The 21,652-nt window shown below is 65.8% G+C and carries 19 protein-coding genes and 1 pseudogene; 9 read left to right on the top strand and 11 right to left on the bottom strand.

The features are described 5' to 3' along the window. Positions 1–101 precede the first annotated feature (101 nt). The 3 genes from GPL20_RS20940 to GPL20_RS20930 all read left to right on the top strand — a co-directional run bounded on the left by GPL20_RS20940 (position 102) and on the right by GPL20_RS20930 (position 6,192). Entirely contained in the window at positions 102–3,647 is a 3,546-nt protein-coding gene (locus tag GPL20_RS20940; protein WP_157331384.1) for an autotransporter domain-containing protein, read from the top strand. A gap of 241 nt (positions 3,648–3,888) precedes the next feature. Next, the gene (locus GPL20_RS20935; RefSeq protein WP_157331383.1) at positions 3,889–4,110 is read left to right on the top strand and encodes a dodecin; all 222 of its coding nucleotides are present in this window, start codon (positions 3,889–3,891) and stop codon (positions 4,108–4,110) included. Positions 4,111–4,287: 177 nt separating this feature from the next. After that, the gene (locus tag GPL20_RS20930; RefSeq protein ID WP_157331382.1) at positions 4,288–6,192 is read left to right on the top strand and encodes a sensor domain-containing diguanylate cyclase; all 1,905 of its coding nucleotides are present in this window, start codon (positions 4,288–4,290) and stop codon (positions 6,190–6,192) included. A gap of 12 nt (positions 6,193–6,204) precedes the next feature. Here GPL20_RS20930 and GPL20_RS20925 read toward each other — a convergent pair whose 3' ends face one another. The 6 genes from GPL20_RS20925 to GPL20_RS20900 all read right to left on the bottom strand — a co-directional run bounded on the left by GPL20_RS20925 (position 6,205) and on the right by GPL20_RS20900 (position 13,504). Then, a complete protein-coding gene (locus GPL20_RS20925) occupies positions 6,205–7,173 on the bottom strand; it encodes an ABC transporter ATP-binding protein (RefSeq protein WP_157331381.1) in 969 nt (322 codons plus the stop codon). Beyond that, positions 7,170–8,165: an ABC transporter ATP-binding protein gene (locus tag GPL20_RS20920; RefSeq protein ID WP_157331380.1), complete on the bottom strand. Its 996-nt coding sequence runs from the start codon at positions 8,163–8,165 to the stop codon at positions 7,170–7,172. Before GPL20_RS20920 ends, GPL20_RS20925 begins: the two co-directional genes overlap by 4 nt. Beyond that, positions 8,165–9,082, bottom strand: a complete 918-nt coding sequence (locus GPL20_RS20915; protein ID WP_157331379.1) for an ABC transporter permease — start codon at positions 9,080–9,082, stop codon at positions 8,165–8,167. The genes GPL20_RS20920 and GPL20_RS20915 overlap by 1 nt, the downstream gene beginning before the upstream one ends. Next, positions 9,048–10,007, bottom strand: a complete 960-nt coding sequence (locus tag GPL20_RS20910) for an ABC transporter permease (protein ID WP_157331378.1) — start codon at positions 10,005–10,007, stop codon at positions 9,048–9,050. Before GPL20_RS20910 ends, GPL20_RS20915 begins: the two co-directional genes overlap by 35 nt. A 29-nt stretch (positions 10,008–10,036) precedes the next feature. After that, positions 10,037–11,827 carry a peptide ABC transporter substrate-binding protein gene (locus GPL20_RS20905; protein ID WP_167533138.1) on the bottom strand — a complete coding sequence of 597 codons (1,791 nt, stop codon included), beginning with the start codon at positions 11,825–11,827 and terminating at the stop codon, positions 10,037–10,039. Between the two features lie 258 nt (positions 11,828–12,085). Further along, positions 12,086–13,504 (bottom strand): M20 family metallopeptidase, encoded by a 1,419-nt coding sequence (locus tag GPL20_RS20900; protein ID WP_167533137.1) that lies wholly within the window; start codon positions 13,502–13,504, stop codon positions 12,086–12,088. A 287-nt stretch (positions 13,505–13,791) separates the two neighbouring features. On the opposite strand from GPL20_RS20900, the gene GPL20_RS20895 reads away from it, so the two are divergent. From GPL20_RS20895 to GPL20_RS20885, 3 genes are all read left to right on the top strand, one after another. Continuing rightward, positions 13,792–14,763, top strand: coding sequence for a S1C family serine protease (locus GPL20_RS20895; RefSeq protein ID WP_157331376.1), 972 nt, complete (start codon positions 13,792–13,794; stop codon positions 14,761–14,763). A 21-nt stretch (positions 14,764–14,784) separates the two neighbouring features. Next, positions 14,785–15,855, top strand: coding sequence for a carboxylesterase family protein (locus GPL20_RS20890; protein WP_157331375.1), 1,071 nt, complete (start codon positions 14,785–14,787; stop codon positions 15,853–15,855). Positions 15,856–15,937: 82 nt separating this feature from the next. Continuing rightward, the gene (locus tag GPL20_RS20885) at positions 15,938–16,144 is read left to right on the top strand and encodes a hypothetical protein (RefSeq protein WP_027573305.1); all 207 of its coding nucleotides are present in this window, start codon (positions 15,938–15,940) and stop codon (positions 16,142–16,144) included. A gap of 96 nt (positions 16,145–16,240) precedes the next feature. Here the strand turns inward: GPL20_RS20885 and GPL20_RS20880 are convergent, their stop codons facing one another. From GPL20_RS20880 to GPL20_RS20870, 3 genes and pseudogenes are all read right to left on the bottom strand, one after another. Further along, positions 16,241–16,900, bottom strand: a complete 660-nt coding sequence (locus tag GPL20_RS20880; protein WP_157331374.1) for a DsbA family protein — start codon at positions 16,898–16,900, stop codon at positions 16,241–16,243. Between the two features lie 182 nt (positions 16,901–17,082). Beyond that, entirely contained in the window at positions 17,083–17,547 is a 465-nt protein-coding gene (locus tag GPL20_RS20875; RefSeq protein WP_157331373.1) for a PaaI family thioesterase, read from the bottom strand. 3 nt (positions 17,548–17,550) lie between these two features. Then, positions 17,551–17,978, bottom strand: a pseudogene (locus tag GPL20_RS20870) (acyl-CoA thioesterase). 102 nt (positions 17,979–18,080) lie between these two features. On the opposite strand from GPL20_RS20870, the gene GPL20_RS20865 reads away from it, so the two are divergent. After that, on the top strand, positions 18,081–18,629 hold the full coding sequence (locus GPL20_RS20865) for a TetR/AcrR family transcriptional regulator (protein WP_157331372.1): 549 nt from the start codon (positions 18,081–18,083) through the stop codon (positions 18,627–18,629). A 54-nt stretch (positions 18,630–18,683) separates the two neighbouring features. Here GPL20_RS20865 and GPL20_RS20860 read toward each other — a convergent pair whose 3' ends face one another. Further along, complete coding sequence (locus tag GPL20_RS20860) at positions 18,684–19,175, bottom strand: hypothetical protein (RefSeq protein ID WP_157331371.1); 492 nt, start codon at positions 19,173–19,175, stop codon at positions 18,684–18,686. A gap of 201 nt (positions 19,176–19,376) precedes the next feature. Between GPL20_RS20860 and GPL20_RS20855 the strand changes: the two genes are divergently transcribed. Beyond that, a complete protein-coding gene (locus GPL20_RS20855) occupies positions 19,377–19,661 on the top strand; it encodes a PsiF family protein (protein WP_167533136.1) in 285 nt (94 codons plus the stop codon). A 101-nt stretch (positions 19,662–19,762) separates the two neighbouring features. Further along, a complete protein-coding gene (locus tag GPL20_RS20850) occupies positions 19,763–20,848 on the top strand; it encodes an AbrB family transcriptional regulator (protein WP_254125539.1) in 1,086 nt (361 codons plus the stop codon). A 131-nt stretch (positions 20,849–20,979) separates the two neighbouring features. Here GPL20_RS20850 and GPL20_RS20845 read toward each other — a convergent pair whose 3' ends face one another. After that, entirely contained in the window at positions 20,980–21,522 is a 543-nt protein-coding gene (locus tag GPL20_RS20845; protein ID WP_254125537.1) for a disulfide bond formation protein B, read from the bottom strand. Between the last annotated feature and the right edge of the window lie 130 nt (positions 21,523–21,652).

Below are 21,652 nucleotides of genomic sequence, written 5' to 3'. Positions count from 1 at the left end.
AGGCGGCTCGATGTTTCTTCGGTCGCAATGCGGATATCGTGGTGGGCTGAAGCATGAAGCGTCGGGGCAGACTTAATCCCAGTCGAGGTTGGGATCGCTTCATGAGCCCAATTGAATTGGTCGGGCACCTCAAAAAACGACCTGAGAATCCCGCGCCAGCGAGATTCGATCGCGGTGTCGACACGCCGACGCTGCGGCTCGTGCGCTGGCCCGGCGCGAGCTGGCGCGCGGCGCTGCTCGGCAGCGCTGCCGCCGGCGCGCTCAGCTTCGCGGTCGGCGACCCGGCTGCGGCGGCGCCGACGCCCTGCGTGATCAATGGCGCGGTCGCGACCTGCAGCGGCGATCAATCCGCCGGCATCGCCGCCGGGACCGATTTTCCGGTCCCGGCGGTCACCACGCTGAACGTCAACAATCTCACCACGGCCATCGCGCCCGCCAGTGGAACCCGCGGCATCAGCTTCAGCTCCACCACCACCGACGTCACCATCGGCAGCGACACCGGTGCCTTCGGCATCACCACGACGGGCGACAATGCGCACGGCATTTATGCTTTCAGCGACGACACGGCTTACGGCCCCGTAGGCAGGGTAACGGTGACCTCGACCGGCAGCATCACCACGACGGGCAACAGGGCGCAGGGCATTGCAGCTTTCGGCTACCACGGCGCGGTGGTGACCTCAACCGGCAGCATCACCACCGGGGGCGCCTACGCGAGCGGGATTGAGATCAGCAGCATGCGCGGGATAACGCTGACCTCGGCCGGCAGCATCACCACCGGGGGCGACGACGCGTCTGGGATTCTGGCCAACGGCACCACCTTTGTAACGCTGACCTTGACCGGCGACATCAGCACCGCGGGCAAACGCGCCCACGGGATTGATGCTTTCTCCTCACAAGATGTCACGGTGACCTCGACCGGCAACATCACCACCCGGGGCGACGACGCGGTGGGGATTCTTGCCGTGGCCAGCCCCTTCGGCTCCGGCGTGGCGACGGTGACCTCGATCGGCAACATCACCACGACGGGCGCCGGGATTTTTGCCCAGGGCGGCCCCAGGGCGGTGGTGACCTCGACCGGCGACATCACCACCACGGGCGACCTCTCGCGGGGGATTTTTGCCGTGAGCAACTCCGACGTGACGGTGACCTCGACCGGTAACATCACCACGACGGGCGTCAACGCGGGTGGGATTGAGGCCAGCGGCCACAACAGTGCGTATGTGACGTCGACCGGCAACATCACCACCACGGGCGCCCGCTCGAACGGGATTTTTGCCCAGAGCACCAGCGGCAGCAGGGTGGTGGTGACCTCGACCGGCAACATCACCACGACGGGCGCCTACGCGAGGGGGATTTATGCTGTTGGCGCCAGCTATGTCATGCTGAACTCGACCGGCAAGATCACCACGACGGGCGACAACGCGAGCGGGATTGTTGTCGCCGCCAGTGGCGGCACGGTGACGGTGACCTCGGTCGGCGACATCACCACCGCGGGCAACGCCGCCTACGGGATCAAGGCCGAGAGCAACGCGCGCTACGGCGCGTTGACGGTGACTTCGACCGGCAACATCCGCAGCAACGCGACCGGGATTCAGGCCAGCGGCTACGAGGCGGCGTCGGTGACATCGACCGGCAGCATCGCCACCACGGGCGCCGGCGCGAACGGGATTTTTGCCCAGAGCAACGGCGCGGTGACGGTGACCTCGACCGGCGACGTCACCGCTACGGGCTCCGACGCGAGCGGGATGTCCGCCCGAAGCGTGGGCGGGCCGATCGCGGTCACCATCAATTCAGGCACGGTGTCCGGCGGCACCGGTTCCGGAACGGGTGTCTCCTTCATCGGCGGCACCGACAACACGCTGGTCAACCGAGGCACCGTGATGGCCTTGTCGGGGATGGCGATCGCGGCCAGCACGGGCAATGACGCCGTCAGCAATTTCGGCACCGTGATTGGCAATGTCGATCTTGGCGCCGGCACCAACGTCTTCAACAACACGGCGGGCGGCCTGTTCAATGCCGGCGCCAGCGTCAGTCTCGGCGCGGGCAACACGCTGACCAACGCCGGCACGCTGTCGCCGGGCGGCGCCGGGACGATCCAGGCCACGGCTTTGACCGGCAACCTGGTGCAGACCGCGACCGGGCGGCTGGTCTTCGATTTCAACATGGCCGGCGGCAGCGCTGACCGGGTCAACGTGTCGGGAACCGCCAACCTGGCGGGCACCGTGCAGCTGCGCCTGTTGAACCCGCAGCCTGGCGTGTACCAGCAGATCATCGTGTCGGCGGCGGGCGGCGTCACAAACAGCGGCTTGTCGCTGCAGGCGCTGCAGGGGTTGAGCCCGGCCCTGCACGCCGAACTGGTCTATCCCAACGCCAATGACGTTGCGATCAGGAGCTCCATCAACTTCGTGACCTCCGGCCTCACCGGCAACCAGACATCGCTCGCCAACGGGCTCAACGGGGCGGGGCAGGGCTCGGGCCTCGGCGGGCCAATCTTCAACCTGCTGCTCAACGGCCCGACATCGCTCGACGGCTACCGCGGCATGCTCAACCAGCTCTCCGGCGAAACCGCCACCGGCGCCCAGCAGGTCACCTTCGATGCAATGGGCCAGTTCGTCGGCGTGATGCTCGATCCCTTCAATCGCGGCACCGTCACACCGGCTGGCAGCGGCGTCAGCGGCTACGCCTCCGAAGGCGAGGCCGGCGCCTATGCCTCGGCCGGACGGCAACGCACCGCGGCCGAGCGCGAGGCCTATGCGATGGTCACCAAGGCGCCTATGCAACAGGACTTCGCGGCACGCTGGAACGTCTGGGCCGCGGGCTTCGGCGGCTCGCAGACCACCGACGGCAACGCCGCAGTCGGCAGCAATTCGACCACCAGTCGCATCGCGGGCGGCGCGGTCGGCGCTGACTATCTGATCGCGCCCAACACGATCGCCGGCTTCGCGCTCGCCGGCGGCGGCACCAGTTTCACTGTTGCTGGCGGTCTCGGCAGCGGCCGCTCCGACCTGTTCCAGGCCGGCGCCTATGCGAGGCATACGATGGGGGCGGCCTATGTCGCGGCCGCGCTCGCCTATGGCTGGCAGGATATCACCACCAACCGCACCGTGGCCGGCCTCGACCAGTTGCAGGCCCGGTTCAAGGCCAACGCCTGGTCGGGCCGGCTCGAAGGCGGCTATCGCGTCGTCAGTCCCTGGATGGGCGTCGCCATCACGCCCTATGCGGCCGGCCAGTTCACTACCTTCAACCTGCCGGCCTACACTGAGGCGGCCGTCATCGGCAGCAACGCCTTTGCGCTGCGCTATGGCGCCAGAGACGTCACGGCACCGCGCTCGGAACTCGGCTTCCGCACCGACAGATCCTGGATCCTGGTCGGCACGCTGCCGGGGACGACGCTGACCCTGCGCAGCCGTTTCGCCTGGGCGCACGATTATTCCACCGACCGCTCCGTCGGCGCCACCTTCCAGTCGCTGCCGGGCGCCTCCTTCGTCGTGAGCGGCGCGGCCCAATTGCCGGACAAGGCGCTGACGACCCTGGCCGCCGAACTCGTCTGGCGCAACGGTTTCTCGCTCGCCGGCACCTTCGACGGCGAGTTCTCCGGCAATTCCAGCAGCTACGCCGGCAAGGCCGTCGCAAGATATCAGTGGTGACGGCGGCCGACGGCTGTGATGCAGCGCGTCGGCGCGGTCGATCCCGTCAGCTTTCGACGACCCGCACGGGATCGTCCTGTCGCGCCGCGCAAGATCCATGGAGAGCGCTTAGCAGGCGAATACTGGCCACCGCGGCTGGCGCATGCGGGCCATCGCGGGGAAGGAACCGGACGGGCGGGCGCCCGTTCAGATGAAGCACACGCAGCGGCAGGAGCCGCAACGCAACCGAGGGAGGCCCGCGATGCCCGCAGCCGAAAGCGATCACGTCTACAAGATCCTGGAACTGGTCGGATCGTCAGAGACCTCGATCGAGGATGCGATCAAGAACGCGATCAGCCGCGCGGCCAAGACCGTTCGCGAGATGAAATGGTTCGAGGTGGTGCAGACGCGTGGCCACATCGAGAACGGCGCCGTGCGACACTACCAGGTGACGCTGCGGGTCGGGTTCACGCTGGAAGGATGACGCGACGGACGCCGGCTGAAACGCAACGCTGCGGCGCCATGGTTAACGGCCGCCAGTGGGGGACCAGGATATCGGCACCTCTCTCCGGCAGACCACGGACCCGAAAAATCATCGCAGAAGTTGCAAGAGGCCGTTAAGGTCAAAGTGAGAGGTTTGCTCCGATTTGGAGCAAGCCTGATGGTCACGAGCCGCGAACTCGGCAAGACGCGCCTTCCGCTCTGGGCGGCGGGCTTCGTCGTGCTGATTTGCGTCGCAATCCTCGGCTTGAGCGCCTGGCGCGAATGGGAAGCGCGCAATGCCGATCTCAGGAATGCCGAAGTCGACGTCACCAATCTGGCACATTCGCTGGTTCAGCACGCAGACGATACGTTCGAACTCGCCGATACGATCCTGGTCGGGCTGGTGCATCGGCTCGAAATCGACGGGACGGGGCCGGAAGCGATTGCAAAGCTCCAGGTCTATCTGCCGACACGCAAATCATCGGACCGCATCCGCGGCATCTTCGTCTACGACGCGACCGGCCGGTGGCTTGCCACGACCGAGCGCATCGATTTCTCCAAGCTCAACAACAGTGACCGTGAATATTTCCGGCGCCATCGCGACTCGCCGGAGAGGGGCACGCTGATCGGACCGCCCGTCAAAAGCAGATCCGGAGGCCAGTGGATCATCACCGCGTCCCGCCGTATCAACGATACCGACGGCGGCTTCGCCGGCGTTGCCCTGCTCACGATCGACGTCAGCTATTTCGTCAAGTTCTACGAGCGGTTCAACATCGGCCCGAACGGCTCGGCGTCGCTGCTCAACAACAGCGGCATCATGCTGGCGCGCAGCCGCGACGAGAGCGGCGCCTTCGTCGGACGCGACCTGTCCAATGCGCCCTTGTTCAAGGGGTGGAACAGCCGGCCTGCCGCGGCGGTCTACTATTTCAAGTCGCCGCTCGATGGCGTGCAGCGGCTTAGCTACTACCAGCGCAGCAACCGTTATCCCCTGATGGTGCTGGCGAGCAAATCGCAGGACGACGTGCTGGCGCCCTGGCGCCGCGCGGCGGCCGCGCGCATGGCCTTCGTGCTCGGCCTCGTGCTGCTGATCGCGATGATCGGCTTCTACCTGGTCCGTCAGCTGGTGCAGGGGCAGCGCATGGCACAGGCCCTGGTCGCCAAGGAAGCAAATTTCCGCCTGCTCGCCGAGCAATCCAGCGACATGGTGACCCGGATCGGGCTGGATAACCGGTTGCTCTACGTGTCGCCCTCGTGCGTGCGCATCACCGGCTGGTCGGCCGAAGAACTGCTGGAGACGTCGGCCCTGGCCGGCATTCACCCGGACGACCTGGAACGGGTCGAGCAGGCCATCGCTGCGCTGAAGAATGGCGAGGCCGAGGAGGCGCGGTTCATCTATCGCCAGCGTCATCGCGACAAGGGCGAGATCTGGGCCGAGGCGGCGCTGCACGTGACCCTGGCCTCGGACAGCGGCGCGATCGACGGCGTCGTCGCGGTCGTGCGCGACATGACCGAGCAGAAGGATCTTCAGGACAAGCTCGCCTCGCTTGCAACGACCGACGGCCTGACCGGTCTTGCCAACCGGCGCGCGTTCGACGAACGCCTTGCCGACGAATGGGCGCGTGCCCGGCGCGACGGCACGCAGCTTTCGCTCCTGCTGATCGACGTCGATCATTTCAAGAAATTCAACGACCATTACGGACACCTGGCAGGCGACGGCTGCCTGCGTGCGCTGGGCCGGATTCTGTCCGCCCATGCGAGGCGCCCGGGCGACCTCGCGGCGCGCTACGGCGGCGAGGAATTCGCCATGCTGTTGCCGAACACCGGCCCGGATGGCTGCGCCGAGGTCGGAGAGGGGATTCGCCAGGCACTGCAGGATCTCGCCATGCTGCATGCGCAAAATCCGCCCTCCCGTCTGGTGACTGCAAGCATCGGCGCCGCGACCAGCTTTCCATCCCAGGCCACGACGGACTGTAGCACGCTGGTCGCTGCCGCCGACCGCGCGCTCTACGCCGCCAAGGACAGCGGCCGCGACCGGCTGGTGATGTCGGGACAGGTCGTGCCCTGGCCCGCGAAGACCGCGTAACGGTGATGGCCTTCAGGCCAGGTGACACGCCACGAGATGTCCACCCGCCCCCTCCTTCAGCTCGGGCGCGACTTCGGCACAGCGCGGCTGGGCGATCGGGCAGCGGGTGTGGAAGTGGCAGCCAGACGGCGGCTTCATCGGGCTCGGCACGTCGCCCTTCAGACGAATGCGATCGCGCTTGAGCTTGGGATCGGGCACCGGCACCGCGGACAGCAGCGCCCTGGTGTAGGGATGCTGGGGGTTGCGGTAGAGGTCGCTGGCCTTGGCGAGCTCGACAATGCGACCGAGATACATCACCGCGACGCGGTCGGAGATGTGCTCGACCACCGAGAGGTCGTGCGCGACGAACAGATAAGTGAGGTTCAACTCGGCCTGGAGGTCTTCCAGCAGGTTGATGACCTGCGCCTGGATCGACACGTCGAGCGCGGAGACCGGCTCGTCGCAGACGATCAACTTCGGCTCGACCGCGAGCGCGCGCGCGATCACGATGCGCTGGCGCTGGCCGCCGGAGAATTCGTGCGGATAGCGGCGCATGTGCTCGGCCTTGAGGCCGACCTTCACCAGAAGGCCCGCTACGCGCTCCTCGCGCTCCTTGGCGGAGGACGCGAGATTGTGGATGGTGAAGGCTTCGCCAAGGATGGCGCCGACCGTCATGCGCGGATTGAGCGAGGCGAACGGATCCTGGAACACCAGCTGCATGTTCCGCCGCATCGCGCGCAGATCGTTGCCGCCGAGCTTGCGCACGTCCTGGCCGTCGAAGGTGACCTCGCCGTCGGTGGGCTCGATCAGGCGCAGCACGCAGCGACCCGTCGTCGACTTGCCGCAGCCGGATTCGCCGACTAGGCCCAGCGTCTCGCCGCGGTTGACCGAGAACGACACGCCGTCGACGGCGTAGACGGTCCCGACCTGGCGCGACAACAGGCCGCCAAGCACCGGGAAATGTTTCTTCAGGCCGCTGACGCGCAGCAACGGTTCGCTCATGCCGCGCCTCCCAGACTGGTATCTCCCAAATGACAGGCCATGCGATGGCCGGGCGAGACCTCGCGCAAGCGCGGCTCCTTCTCGGTGCAGATGCTCATGGCGTAGCGGCAGCGCGGCGCGAAGCGGCAGCCGACCGGCGGGTTGATCAGGATCGGCACCGAGCCGCCGATCGCCTCCAGCCGCGTCTTGTGCTCGGCGTCGAGATCGATGCGCGGGATCGAGCGGATCAGCCCTTGCGTGTAGGGATGGCGCGGATCGCCGAAGAGTTCGTCGACTGGCGCTTCCTCCACCACCTTGCCGGCATACATCACGACGACGCGCTGGGCGGTCTCGGCGACGACGCCCATGGCATGGGTGATCAGCATCACCGCCATGCCGAAACGCTCCTTCATGTCCTGCAAGAGGTCGAGGATCTGCGCCTGGATGGTGACGTCGAGCGCGGTGGTGGGCTCGTCCGCGATGATCAGCTTGGGCTTGCAGGCGAGCGCCATCGCGATCATCACCCGCTGGCGCATGCCGCCGGAGAACTGGTGCGGATAATTGTGCACGCGCCCTTCGGCGTTCGGGATCTGCACCAGCTTCAGCATCTCGATGGTGCGCTCGAGCGCCTGCTTCCTGGTCACCGCCTCGTGGCGGCGCAGGCTCTCGGCGATCTGCTCGCCGACGGTGAGCACCGGATTGAGCGAGGTCATCGGCTCCTGGAAGATGAAGCCGATCTCCTTGGCCCTGATCTCGTCGAGCTCGTTGCTGGTCAGCGGCACGAGATCGCGGCCCTCGAAGATGATCTGGCCCGCCGCGATCCGGCCCGGCGGCATCGCGATGAGCTTCAGGATCGACATCGCGGTCACGGTCTTGCCGCAGCCGGATTCGCCGACGACGCAGAGCGTCTCGCCCTTGTTGATGGAGATGTCGACGCCGTCGACGGCCTGGAGAATGCCGTCGTCGGTGGAGAAATGGGTCTTCAGGCCCTTGATCTCGAGCAGCGGCGCCATCAGATCACCCGTCGCGCATCGAGCGCGTCACGCAGACCGTCGCCGATGAAGTTGATGGCGACCACGGCGATGAAGATCGCGCCGCCCGGAAACAGCGCCCAGTGCGGGCCGATATCGAGGAAATCTTTGGCGTCGAACAGAAGCCGTCCCCAAGTCGGGGTATCCGGCGGGAAGCCGAGGCCGAGGAAGGACAGTGTCGATTCCGCAATGATGGCAGCGGCGACGTCGATGGTGCCGGCGATAATCACGGGACCCACCGCATTGGGCAGGATGTGCCGGACCACCTGCCGCACCGGGCTCGCGCCGAGCGCGCGCGCCGCCTCGACGAACTCCTTCTCGCGGATCGACAGGAACTGCGCGCGCACGAGGCGCGCCACCGGCATCCAGCGCAAGCCGCCGATCACGAGCACGATCAGGATGAAGATGCCGCCCTCGGGGCCGAACATCTGCTTCAGCCCGTCGCGGAAGAGATAGATCAGCAGCAGGAGCAGCGGCAGTTGCGGCAGCGACAGGAAGAGGTCGGTGAGCCACATCAGGCCGTGGCCAAGCGCGCCGCGCGACATGCCTGCGAGCGATCCGATCAGGGTGCCGACGACCACGGACACCAGCATCGCGGCAAGGCCCACGGCGAGCGAGATGCGGCCGCCATAGATCATGCGCGCCAGGATGTCCTGGCCGAGATCGTCGGTGCCGAAGGGATGGGCGAGCGAAGGCCCCTGCAAACCCGCCACGATGTCGATGTCGTTGATCTTGAGGCGCCAAAGGAAGGGGCCGACCACCACGGCCAGGACCAGAACAAGCAACAGGAATGCACTGATCACGGCGAGGCGGTGGCGGCGATAGCGCCGCCACGTCTCGCGCCAGGGCGAATAGACGCCCCGCTCAGCGGAGGGAGATGCGAGGGTCAAGCCAGCCATAGAGAACGTCCGCGATGAGATTGAACAGCACGACGAGGCACGCGAAGACGAAGGTGACGGCCATCACCACCGGCGTGTCGTTGGCGAGAATGGAGGAGATCAGGAGCGAGCCGATGCCGGGGATGCGGAAGATCTGCTCGGTGACGATGGCGCCGCCGAACACCGCCGGCATCTGCAGCGCAATGAGCGTGACGACCGGGATCATGGCGTTGCGCATGACGTGCTTGACGATGACCTTGGCTTGCCCAAGGCCCTTGGCGCGGGCCGTGGTGACGTAGTCGAGCCGGATCACGTCGAGCATCGCCGAGCGCACGAAGCGCGTCATCGACGCCGCCTGGAAAAGGCCGAGCACCGCCACCGGCATGATCGCCTGCCGGATCATCTCGAGCACCCAGCGGATGCCGGTCCCCTTGACGTCGGTCGTGTAGACCAGAGGCAGCCAGTCCAGCGTGACCGAGAAGATCAGGATGAACAGGATGCCGGTGAAGAAGGTCGGCAGCGAGAAGCCGACGAAGGCAAGCGTATTGGCGATCTGGTCGAACAGCGAGTAGGGCTTCGTCGCCGCGTAGACGCCGACGGGAATCGCGATCAGGAGCGCCAGGATCTGCGCCGAGCCGATCACATAGAGCGTCGCCGGCAGGCGCTGAAGGATGAGCTGGTCGACGTCCATCCGGCTGACGAAGGAGAAGCCCCAATCGCCATGCGCCATGGCGGAGAGCCAGTGCAGGTAACGAAGGTGGATCGGATCGTCGAGGCCGAACTTCGCCCGAAGCGCGGCAGCGACTTCGGGCGGCACGTTCGGATTGGTCGCCAGTTCCGCGAACGGGTCGCCCGGGGCCATCGCCAGCACCACAAACAGCACCAGCGAAATGCCAAGCAGGCTCGGAATGGCGATCAGCAGACGACGCAGGACATACTGACTCATGCGGAAGAATCCCGTTTACGTCCGCGCGATCATGCCTCCCGGTACCAGTCGAACAAATTGTCGGTTTCGTTGGCCCAGCCGCTGATGATGCAGACCAGGTTGTTGGCGGCGGCTTCCACCTTGAGGCGGTGCTGCACCGGGATGAACACGGTGTCCCCGATCAGGATGTCGTTGGCCTTGATGTAGAGCGCGACGCGCTTGAGGGGATCCATCTCGCCCTCTGCGGCTTCGATGACCGCGTCATACTCCTTGTTGACGTAGCGAGGATAATTCTGCCCCTGCCACTTGTTCTCCTTGGTCGCCACATTCGCCGAGATGTAGCGGCGCATGTGCTGGGCCGGATCCGGCTGGGTCATGGGAATCTGGAACATCTCCATATCCGCATAGAACTTCGGATAGGTGTCGGGATTGCCGACGTCCGAGGAGAAGAACACGGAAGCGACCACCGATTTGAGCTCGACATCGATACCGGCCTTCTGGCACGCCTGCTTGACGATGGCCTGGGTCTTCTGGCGCGGGCCGTTGATCGAGGTCTGGTAGAGAAGCTTCAGCTTCTTGCCGTCCTTCTCGCGGATGCCGTCCGCGCCCGGCTTCCAGCCGGCGTCATCGAGAAGCTTCGATGCCTTCTCGATGCTGAATTCCCAGCTCGTGTTCTTGGAGACGAACTTTTCGGGACCGTTGAGGAAGTTGGCAGTGGTGCGGCCGGCGCGGCCGTAGATCGCCTTCTTGACGGATTCGCGATCGACCAGCATCGACAGCGCCTTGCGCACCGCGGGATCGGAGAACAGCGGATGCTTGGTCTTGATCGAGGAGCGCTCGCCGTCGACCTCGGTGTTGGGATCGGTGGAGTTCAGCGCGATGAACTCGGTATCGCCGCCGACGGCATAGATGGCCTTGCCCTTGCCGCCCTTCTCCAGCCGCAGGAGGATGTCGTCCTCCACCTGGATATTGTAGCCGAAATCGTATTCGCCGGTCTGGATCACGGCGCGCGCCGCGGAGACGGCATCGCCGCCGCCCTTCATCTCGAGCGTATCGAAATAGGGCCGGTTGGGCATGTGATAGTTGGGATTGAGTTCGCCGCGGACGAGATCGCCCGGCTTGAACTCGACAAACTTGTAGGGGCCGGTGCCGACCGGCGAGAGATTGTTCGGTGCCTCGCGGGACTTGGCGCCCTTGTAGTCGGCAAACAGATGCTTGGGGATGATGGCGTTCGGCGCCCCGACGAACGGGTCGGCCCAGAACGGCGTCGGCTTGGTGAAGAGGATCCGGACCGTGAGGTCGTCCACCTTCTCGACGGTGATGTCGCGATAGGTCGCGATCGTCAGCGCCGAGGTCGCGGGGTCCTTGGCGTATTCCCAGTTGAACACGACGTCGTCGGCCGTGAACGGCTTGCCGTCGTGCCACTTGACCCCGGGCTTGAGCTTCCAGGTCACCGACTTGCCGTCGGCGGCAAGGCCGCCGTTCTGGATCGACGGAATCTCCGCGGCCAGCACCAGCTTCATGTTGCCGTCCGGATCCCAACAGGCGAGCGGTTCATAGAACAGGCGCGAGCCGTCCTGGTCCTTGGTGCCGGTGGCGAAATGCGGGTTGAGCAGAGTCGGCCCCTGCCACCACAGCAGCTTCAGCGCGCCGCCGCCGCCGCGCTTGGTCGGCTTGTAGGTCGAGACTCCTTCCGCCATGGCGACGCCGCCAAGCGCGAGAATCTGGTTGGCCAGGGGCGCGGTCAGGCCGACGGCGGCCATGCGCTGGATGAAGGCGCGGCGATCCATCCTGCCGTCCGCCACCTTGTCGATCATCGAACGCAGTTTTTTGTCCAGCATGGTTGTCCCCCTCTGGTTCTCGGTAGATGCAGGCGGCCGCAACAGGGCCGCCGGGTTTGGCTGGCGGTAGATGGCACACCGAATAGGGCGCGCGTCAACTGGGACCGTGTGTATGCAAACGGTCTTCTGGCTGTCCCTTGGGCAAAACGGTGTTCCGCAGCTCAACTGTTTGGCAATCCGGCCTCAAAACGCGCCGGAAGCCACGTTGCACTGCGGAAAATTTGTTCGCGGGATCAGACGAAGTATCGAGACGGAATTTTACACCACGGACATGTCGAGCGGCGGCGCGACGTGATCCGGCAGCGGGCAGACATAGGGAGTCTTGGCCGTCCGCTTCGCAAGGTCGGCCTTCGCAGCCTTGATCAGCTCCGGTTCCGTCAATGCCTTGAGACCGAGACCTGCCATCGCCTTGGCCGCCTGCACCATGGCCTTGTGGGCATGCGCGCTCTTGCCCTGCGCCACCACCTGCCAGGTGTGGAACGGCGTCCCGATTGCAACCGTCGGTGCGTGGACCTGCACGGTCGGCACCACCCAGCTCACGTCGCCGACATCGGTCGAGCCGACCAGCGGGTTGCGCTTGGCGTCGAGCGGCACCAGGAAGTCGGCGAGCGGCCGATCGGTCGGCTCCATGCCGATCGCGTAGTAGACCGAGGAGATGTCCTTGTCGCTCAGCGTCGCGCGGATCTGGCTGGCAAAGCTCTTGTCCGCATCGTCGAAATGCGGCGGCCCGAGCTCTTCCATGACCCGGTGCAGCGCCAGCTCCAGCGGCGCGTTCGGCAGGATGTTGGAGACCGCGGAGATGATCTTCATCTCGACCTTGGTCTCGGTCATCAGCGCAGCGCCCTGCGCGATCTTGGACACGCGCTCCACCAGCTCGTTCATGCCGGGGAGATCGCGGGCGCGGATCGAATAGCGCACGCGCGCATGCGCCTGCACCACGTTCGGCGCGATGCCGCCGGTGTCGAGCAGCGCGTAGTGCACGCGCGCATCGCTCGGCATGTGCTCGCGCATGTAGTTCACGCCGACATTCATCAATTCCACCGCATCGAGCGCGGAGCGACCGAGATGCGGCGAGGCCGCCGCATGCGAGGTGCGGCCGGTGAAGATGAAATCCGCGCGCGTATTGGCGAGCGAGGGCGTCACCGCCACTTCCCAGAAGCTGTGCGGATGCCAGGTGATGGCGATATCGGCGTCTTCGAAAGCGCCGGAGCGCACCATGAAGGCTTTCGCCGCGCCGCCTTCCTCCGCCGGGCAGCCGTAATAGCGCACACGCCCGGGCACCTTGTTCTCGGCGAGCCAGTCCTTCACGGCGGTGGCGGCGAGCAGCGCGGCGGAACCAAGCAGATTGTGACCGCAGCCATGGCCGTGGCCGCCGGCCTCGATCGGGCGGTGCTCGGCGACGCCCGCCTCCTGGCTGAGGCCCGGCAGCGCATCATATTCACCCATGAAGGCGATGACAGGTCCGCCCTCGCCCCATTCGCCCATCACCGCGGTCGGGATGCCGGCGACGTTCTCGGTGATGCGAAACCCCTGATGCCGCAACTCGGCGAGATGCTCGGCGGCGGACCGCGCCTCGGTGTAGCACACCTCCGGCATGCCCCAGACCTTGTCGCTGAGGTCGATGAAACGCGCCTTGATCGTGTCGACGCCACGCCAGATGTCGCTGCGGTTATCCATTGCTTCGGTCCGTGATCCCTGGTCAAACGAAGCGGAAATGGTTAGCAGCTTCGTTGCACGGCGCCTAGCACCTCGCCGGACAGCAGCCATGCGGCGGGTGCCATTTGGAGCGGCCGCCCACCAACTGTGCACGGACCGTTCCCGTGCCTTTCGAAGATTTCACACGGCGTTCTCTGGAATAGTTGGGAACGAGGCTTTCAAGACGGCCCTCTCCGGCCTAAATTATGTGAGCTTCGCGCATCGCTCCGCTGCAATCGCGGAGCAATGCTCTCTGCCAGGAGAACTCCATGCCCGCTCTGACCGAATGGAGAGTGCCGCCGGCCAATCAGCCGCGGACGAGCGACTACGGCTTCGATCTCGATCGCGCGCTCGCTTCCGTCGTCGGCCTGCACGCCATCATCCCGCCGGATGCCTTCAGCGCCGAGACGCTGGGCACCGAGCGCGCCGGCAACGGCGTCGTGATCGACGACGGGCTGGTGTTGACCATCGGCTATCTCATCACCGAAGCGGAATCCGTATGGCTGCACCTCGCCGACGGTCGCGTGGTCGAAGGACATGCGCTCGGCTTCGATTCCGTCACCGGCTTCGGCCTCGTTCAGGCGCTCGGCCAGCTCGATATCGAACCCTTGCCGCTCGGCTCGTCGGCACAAGCCCAGATCGGCGATCGCGTCGTGGTCGGCGGCGCCGGCGGACGCACGCGCTCGGTCGCGAGCCAGATCGTGGCCAAGCAGGAATTCGCCGGCTACTGGGAGTATCTGCTGGATGAGGCCCTCTTCACCTATCCCGCGCACCCGAACTGGGGCGGCACGGCGCTCCTCAACGAGCGCGGCGAGCTGATCGGCATCGGCTCGCTCCAGCTCGAGCGCGAACGCGACGGCAAGGCCGAGCACGTCAACATGATCGTGCCTATCGATCTGTTGAAGCCGATCCTCGACGACCTGCGCAAGTTCGGCCGCGTCAACAAGCCGGCGCGGCCCTGGCTCGGACTCTTTTCGACCGAGATCGACAACCGCGTGGTGGTGATCGGAATCTCCGCCAATGGTCCGGCTGCGCTCGCCGAGCTCAAGACCGGCGACGTCATCCTCGCCGTGGACGGCGAGAAGGTGACGAGCCAGACCGGCTTCTACAAGAAGATGTGGGCGCTCGGTGCCGCCGGCGTCGACGTGCCGCTGACCGTGCATCACGAAGGCGTCACCTTCGACGTCACCGTGACGTCGACCGACCGCTTCAAGCTCTTGAAGGCGCCGAAGCTGCACTGACCCCAAGCCAGGGAAGCGACAATGACCGAGGCCGTTGTCGACGACATCGTGGCCGTGCTGCCGCCGCTGCTCAACGCGCTGGAGGCGCTCGGCTTCTTCGGACGGCATCTGCACCCGCCCGCCTTTGCCTCGGTGATGAACGCGATCGGCTCGCCGGACGAGGTGCTGCTAGCGGCACGCGCAGCGATCGGGGAATGGCCGGAACAGTTCGCCGGCTTGCGTGAGCGGCTCGATCGCGCCTGTGACGAGACGCTAGCGGCCTTTGCCGGCATACGCGAGGTCGAGCGCGGCAATGGCGATCTGGTCGCGGTTTTCCGCGCGCTGCGCCACCTGCCCCGTGCGCAGGAAGCGCTTTATCCGCTGGCGATACAGTTTCCGCCGGTGAGCAACTTCTTCCTCAACGCCGCCAATCGCGGCAACGACGACCTGCTGGCGCGGCTGGAAGTCGGTACGAGCGAGCACACCGGCATCTTCCACGATCACAACGAGCCCGGCAGCCGCGGCGGCTTCTCGGTCTACGTGCCCGAATATTACACGCCCGACCGGGCCATGCCGCTGGTGATGGCGCTGCATGGCGGCAGCGGCAACGGACGCGGCTTTCTGTGGAGCTGGCTGCGCGATGCGCGCAGTCTTGGCGCGATCCTGGTTGCGCCGACCGCAACCGGCCCGACCTGGGCGCTGATGGGCGACGACACCGACACGCCGAACCTCATGCGGATCGTCGAGACTGTGCGCAGCCGCTGGACGGTCGATGCCTCGCGCATGCTGCTGACCGGCATGAGCGACGGCGGCACCTTCTGCTACGTCACTGGTCTCGACGGCGCATCGCTCTTCACGCATCTTGCGCCGGTGTCGGCGACCTTCCATCCGCTGATGGCGGAGATGGCGGACGCCACGCGCCTCCAGCGCCTGCCGATCTTCATCACCCACGGCAAGCTTGACTGGATGTTTCCGGTGCAAACCGCGCGACAGACGCAGGCGGCACTCTCGGCCGCCGGCGCCGACGTCACCTATCGCGAGATCGACGACCTCAGCCACACCTACCCGCGCGAGATCAACGCGGAGCTGCTGGATTGGCTGAATGGGAGATGAATGATCCGTCCTTACCCGCGCCGTACTGCCGCGGAACCATCACTCCGGGCCGACGTTATCGCCCGTCACCGGAGGGTTCACCATGCAGACTTTTTTCGGAATGATCCTGGGCGCGCTGCTGCTTGCGGGCGGCGTTTACGTCTATGATTCCATGCAGACGTCGTCAGTCGCCAATGGCGAGGTCGCGATCACCAATCGCACCATCGTGAACTGGGATGTCGCCAAGGCCGATTGGGACGCGCTGCGCGATCGCGCGCACAAGGATTGGGTCCGGATCTCCTCGAAGTAACTGTCGCCCGGATATGAACGAGGCGCCGTCGCGGCCTGCGGCGGCGCCTTTGTGTTGACTGCAATTGGCTTGTTGACTGCAATTGGCAGTCGCGCGTCAGTTCATCTTGGCCTTGCGGGCGTCCGCAATGACCTGCTCGAACTCGGTCATGCTGAGCACGCCGGGCACGCGGTACTTGCCGACGATGAAGGACGGGGTGCCGCGGAAGCCGAAGGCTTCGGCCTGCTCGTTGTTGCGCTTGAGAATGGCGTCGATGTCCTTGCCGTGGTCGGTAAGATCGCGCTTCAGGCGGTCCATGTCGACGCCGGCGCCAGCCAGCAGCTCGTTGATGCGCGGCTCGGTCAGGCGCGAGCTGACACCCATCATGGCGTCATGGGCCTGATGGTACTTGCCCTGGAATTTCGCCGCGAGCGCGATCCGTGCCGCGGTCACCGAGATCGGTCCGAGGATCGGCCAGTCCTTCATCACCAGTCTCACCTTGCCGTCGTCCTGGACGACCTGGCGCAGCTCGGGCTCGAGCTTGCGGCAATAGGGACAATTGTAGTCGGACCATTCGACGATGGTGATGTTGCCATCGGGATTGCCGGCGACCGGCGTGTCGGGATCGCGCAGCACCTTGGCTTCGGTCAGCACCTCGTCATCGTCGGCCGCCGCACGCGCGAAGGTGATTCCGCCCGCAGCCAGGGCGCCTGCCCCAATCAGCGTCAGCGCCGCGCGCCGTGTCGGCACGAGGCCGCTGCTCCTGAATTTAGCCATATCTCGTCCCGTTTCGGTCCCATCGCCGTTGATACGGTTCGGGACCGGGAAATGTTACGCTCCATATAGAGTGTCGCGGCGGTAATGTCACCGCACCGCCGATGTCACCGCCCTGGGGACCAGCGAAAGCTTCCACGCAACGCCGATGCGGCCGGCACGAACCGCAGCGAAAGATGGCCGCGCTATGCGGGGGCCGTGTTCGCTGCTTCGCGAGGCAGCATCGCCATCAATGTGCCGGTCATGGCGGCAATCAGCGTGGTCTTGCCCTCGTGCTCGGCAAACGCCCTGGCCTCGCAGAAAGTCAGCGTGCGGCCGGGCTTGACCACCTCGGCCTTGAAGATGAAGCGCTCGCCGCGGGCGGGCGCGAGCAGCGAGGTCTTGAACTCGACGGTGAGGATGTCGGCCTCGCACGGCATCAAGGTGAAGGCGGCCACGCCGCAGGCATTGTCGAGCCCCGCCGTGATGATGCCCGCATGGATGAAACCGTTCTGCTGGGTGAAGGCGGGCGAATGCAGCATCGCCAGCTCGACCTCCCCCGGCGCAAGGCGGACGATCACGACGCCAAGCGTACGCATTGCCGGCTGGCCCTCGAACATGGCAATGGCAGCCGCACGATAGCCAGGATTTCTCGGCTCGAACGCGGTCATGGCTCAGGCCTCGGCCGATTCGGCAAGATGCCTCGAGGCGCTTGGCGGATGGCATCCACGAACGGCACTGACTTTCGCAGCCCGCGATCCATGTGCACGCCCGTGATCTCGCAGGAAGCGGCGATCTCGCCGGTCTCGGCGTTCGTCATGTCGTGCCGGAAGCGGATCGACTTGTCGCCAAGCTCGAGCAGATGGCTGCGGATCTCGACGATGTCGCCGGCGAGCAGTTCACGCCTGTAGGCGATGTTCTGCTGCACCGCCGCCATGCCGCGGCCGGAACTGCGCAGATAGCTCGGCGTCAGCCCGAGGCGGGCGAACAGATTCCAGTTGGCCTCGTCGAACTTGCCGACATACCACATGATGTTCATGTGGCCGACATGATCGCATTGCCACGGATAGACCGTGCCGCGATAGGTCGCCTCCTGCTCCATCGCCATTCCCTGCCCTTTGATTGATCGTTGATACGGTAGCGTATCAGGCAGGGGACGGGTTAGCAATACGGCACCGTATCAAGAACCGGTGAGGCTTCCTTCATGAGCGACGGCAAGGGCGATGTCTGGGTCGAGGCGGGATTCACCGAGCTCGCCCGCTCGGGGGTCGAGGGGGTACGGGTCGAGGTGCTCGCCAAGAATCTCGGCGTCACCAAGGGCGGCTTCTACCGCCGCTTCGCCGACCGCGCCGCGCTGCTCGAGGCCATGCTGGAACGCTGGCGCGAGGGGCGCGCCGCGGCGATCGCGCAGCAGACGAGTCTCGACGGGCAAGAGCCCCGCGAGCGGCTGAAGGCGATGATCCAGCTTTATTCCGAGCGGCTGAACCCGGAAGGCATGGCGATCGAGCTCGCGATCCGGCAATGGGCCCGCACGGACGACGGCGCCGCGGCGGCGGCGGCGAGCGTGGATGCGGCGCGGCTCAAGCACGTCGCCGAGCTCTACCGCGCGACCGGCCTCGCGGCCGAGGAGGCCGAGGCACAGGCTTTCCTGTTCTACTGCTTCATCTTCGGCCAGAGCCTGCTGTTCGTCGAGCGCGGTCCGCGCAAGCGGTCGCAACTCGTGGCGAAATCGGCCGAGAAGCTGCTCGACTGAGCAAAATGGCCGGAGCGTTGCTCCGGCCATCGCATTGCCGCATCACGTCAAAGCTCAGGCAGCGCCCTTCAGCTTCTTGGTGCATTCGCTGTAATAGCCGCCGCCCTTCTGGATCCACTTCAAGCCGCCATTGGCGTTGGTCGCCTTGTTGGCATTGTACTGGTCGACGCAGGTGTGGAGGCGCGCCTTGCCGGCGGTCTCCTTGGCATATTTCGGATCGACCGCGTTCGGATAGATCGCAGGTCCAGCCGGCAGCGTCGGCGCGGCGGCGGGGGCCGCCTCCTTCTTCGCCTGCTTCGGCTCGGCGGGAGCGGCGGGCGCAGCCGGAGCAGCCGCGCTCGGCGCAGCGGCAGGCGTTGCGTCCGCACCGCACTGGGCCTTGCGGAAGTCATTCCACTTCATGGTGCCGAGCGAGCCGTCCTTCTTGGCCGCCTGATATTTCGCGCTGCACTCCTGCGATGTCAGTGCCTGCGCCGGTGCGACGGCCACCAATGCCACGACACCCGACGCTGCAATCGCACACAACAATTTTGCCTGAATGGTCATCCCTGGGTCTCCTCCTTGGTCTTCCCCGGCGAAAGTGAAACGAGGATTGCTATCCTAGCGTGCCGGCCGCTTGCGACAAGGATGCGATGGCTTTCGCCGCCAAAATATAGTGATCCCGCCGCTTGGCTCATTCATGTCGCGTTCAGCAACGCAGGCCGACGTTCTCACTCCTTCGCAATTCTCGAAAGAAGAGCTCAGCACATGACCCTCGCCTCTCGCCTCGCAGCCGTCGCCCTCGCCTCCCTGCTCGCCACCGGCACCGCCTTCGCTCAGGCCGCCGCGCCGGCCGCCAAATCTGATACCAAGACCGATGCCGCCACCACCACCGAGAAGAAAGCGCCGAAGGAGCGCTCGGCGGAATCGCTCGAATGCTCCAAGCAGGCGGACGCCAAGGGATTGAAGGGCAAGGAGCGCAAGAAATTCCGCCGCGAGTGCATGAAGGAAGCGAAGGCCGGCACCGCCGCACCCGCCGCCGACAAGAAGTAAATCCGTCACAATACGGCTTGCGAGCATCAGTGAGAGGCGTGCGCATTGCGGCATGACGAGCCTGCAATTGTGCGCCTCTCGCCGATTTGCGATAAGGTGGCGTGAAGCAAATCACCGCCTCCCTGCCGTTCGAATGGCCGAGCCGTGCCAAGATCTTGAGCACGGTGGAGACGCTTGTCATCGGTACCGCCGGCGGCCTGGTGTTTCTGGTCGCCGGCCTTCCCGGTGGGCTGATCTCGGGTTCGATGATCGCGGTCGGGATCGCCGCGATCGCCGGCCGCCAGCTGACGCTGCCGCCGATCCTGACCCAGACCGTGCTGGTTCTGCTCGGCATTTCGCTGGGCTCGGTCGTCTCGCGCCATTTGATCCAGCAGGTCAGCGCCTATCCCCTCACCATCGGCCTGCTTGCGCTCGCGACCTTCTGCTCGACCTTCGGATCGAGCTATTACCTCCAGCGCATCCATGGCTGGGACCGCACCTCGGCCTTCCTTGCCGGCAGCCCCGGCGCGCTGTCGCAGATCACGATCCTGGCGGTGGAGCGCGGCGCTGACCTGCCGGGCATCGCGGTGGTGCAGACCATGCGCGTCATCATCCTCACTGCGGCACTGCCGATGGTGCTGGCGATCGCGGGCGTCGCGCCGTCGGCCGCACCGGTGTTGACGACGACGACCGCCTCGCCACTCGAGCTCCTGGAGCTGGTCGCCGCATCGCTGGCGATGGCGCTCGTGCTGCGACTGATCAAATTTCCAGCGAGCTGGATGTTCGGCGCGATGATCGCCTCCAACGCGCTGCATGGCGTGGGCTGGGTCGAGGGGGGCCTGCCGGACTGGGGGCGCGGCGTGGCGCTGGTCGGCATCGGCGCGCTGATCGGCAGCCGCTTCGCGCGGATGCGGATCAAGACCCTCGCCGGCCACATCAATGCGGCGCTGGGCTCATTTGCCGTGGCGATCGCCGTCTCCGCCATCTTCGTCGGCATCGTCGCGCTCACCACGCAGGTGAAGTTCTCCGATGTCGTCGTCGCCTTCGCGCCGGGCGCGATGGACGCCATGCTGGCGCTGGCCCTGACGCTGCACATCGACCCGATCTTCGTCGGCGCCCATCATCTGTCACGCTTCGTCTTCGTGACGATCGCAACGCCCGGCATCGTGCACCTGTTCGGCCGCACGCAGGACGACGTGGATGATTGACGGGGCGCAGCCCCCGTAGCGGAGCTCCGCTCTCGTAGGGTGGGCAAAGGCGCACCAGCGCCGTGCCCACCATGCTCCCGCAATGTCGCTAAAAATGGTGGGCACGCTGCGCTTTGCCCACCCTATGGCGGTTACGAACGCTTCGCCGTCCGCACAAATCCCCACGCCGCGATCGCGGCCATCAGCAGCGAGATCAGCACGTTGTAGCCGGCGAGCGAGAGGCCGAGGAAGCGCCACTGCACCTCGTCGCAGCGCACCACCTTCACGGTGTCGAGCCGCGAGAACAGGTCGCCGGCATTGCCGAGATTGACGACGGGACCGGAGCAATCGGTCGGTCCCTTCCAGAACCCCCATTCGACGCCGGAGTGGTAGGCGCCGAGACCGGCATTGGCGAGCGTCGCGAGCGCGAGGATCGCAAGGCCGGCGAGCAGTAGCGGCCGCGGCGCGCCGCTCCGCGCCGCAAGGGCGGTGAGCGCACCGAGCGGGATCGCGAGGTAGTAGGCGTAGCGCTGCTCCAGGCAAAGCGGACAGGGCAGGATCTCCAGCACCAGCTGAAAGAACCAGGCGCCCGCGATCGTGGCCGCGGCGATCAACGTGACGAGCAGCGAGGCGGTCAGCGCAGGACCGGCCTTGGCCTGCTTGAATGCAGGTATTGCGGCACTCGGGGTCGTCACAGCAGCCTCTCTCGCATCTCTTGCGCCCCCAAGCCTCTAGCCCCGGCCCATGCGGCTGTCGAGAACGGCCTGGATCACTTTGGCGCGGGTTGACCCCGTCCTGTCCATGGCTATAGTCCGCCGGCTTCGC

This window comes from Bradyrhizobium cajani (genome assembly GCF_009759665.1).
Taxonomy (GTDB): Bacteria; Pseudomonadota; Alphaproteobacteria; order Rhizobiales; family Xanthobacteraceae; genus Bradyrhizobium; species Bradyrhizobium cajani.
This window is presented reverse-complemented; position numbering and strand designations above follow the sequence as displayed.

Bases quoted from the DNA above. Each gene is read 5' to 3' on its own strand.
- GPL20_RS20940 (WP_157331384.1), top strand. From the start codon at position 102: ATGAGCCCAATTGAATTGGTCGGGCACCTCAAAAAACGACCTGAGAAT.
- GPL20_RS20935 (WP_157331383.1), top strand. From the start codon at position 3,889: ATGCCCGCAGCCGAAAGCGATCACGTCTACAAGATCCTGGAACTGGTC.
- GPL20_RS20930 (WP_157331382.1), top strand. From the start codon at position 4,288: ATGGTCACGAGCCGCGAACTCGGCAAGACGCGCCTTCCGCTCTGGGCG.
- GPL20_RS20925 (WP_157331381.1), bottom strand. From the start codon at position 7,173: ATGAGCGAACCGTTGCTGCGCGTCAGCGGCCTGAAGAAACATTTCCCG.
- GPL20_RS20920 (WP_157331380.1), bottom strand. From the start codon at position 8,165: ATGGCGCCGCTGCTCGAGATCAAGGGCCTGAAGACCCATTTCTCCACC.
- GPL20_RS20915 (WP_157331379.1), bottom strand. From the start codon at position 9,082: ATGGCTGGCTTGACCCTCGCATCTCCCTCCGCTGAGCGGGGCGTCTAT.
- GPL20_RS20910 (WP_157331378.1), bottom strand. From the start codon at position 10,007: ATGAGTCAGTATGTCCTGCGTCGTCTGCTGATCGCCATTCCGAGCCTG.
- GPL20_RS20905 (WP_167533138.1), bottom strand. From the start codon at position 11,827: ATGCTGGACAAAAAACTGCGTTCGATGATCGACAAGGTGGCGGACGGC.
- GPL20_RS20900 (WP_167533137.1), bottom strand. From the start codon at position 13,504: ATGGATAACCGCAGCGACATCTGGCGTGGCGTCGACACGATCAAGGCG.
- GPL20_RS20895 (WP_157331376.1), top strand. From the start codon at position 13,792: ATGCCCGCTCTGACCGAATGGAGAGTGCCGCCGGCCAATCAGCCGCGG.
- GPL20_RS20890 (WP_157331375.1), top strand. From the start codon at position 14,785: ATGACCGAGGCCGTTGTCGACGACATCGTGGCCGTGCTGCCGCCGCTG.
- GPL20_RS20885 (WP_027573305.1), top strand. From the start codon at position 15,938: ATGCAGACTTTTTTCGGAATGATCCTGGGCGCGCTGCTGCTTGCGGGC.
- GPL20_RS20880 (WP_157331374.1), bottom strand. From the start codon at position 16,900: ATGGCTAAATTCAGGAGCAGCGGCCTCGTGCCGACACGGCGCGCGGCG.
- GPL20_RS20875 (WP_157331373.1), bottom strand. From the start codon at position 17,547: ATGACCGCGTTCGAGCCGAGAAATCCTGGCTATCGTGCGGCTGCCATT.
- GPL20_RS20865 (WP_157331372.1), top strand. From the start codon at position 18,081: ATGAGCGACGGCAAGGGCGATGTCTGGGTCGAGGCGGGATTCACCGAG.
- GPL20_RS20860 (WP_157331371.1), bottom strand. From the start codon at position 19,175: ATGACCATTCAGGCAAAATTGTTGTGTGCGATTGCAGCGTCGGGTGTC.
- GPL20_RS20855 (WP_167533136.1), top strand. From the start codon at position 19,377: ATGACCCTCGCCTCTCGCCTCGCAGCCGTCGCCCTCGCCTCCCTGCTC.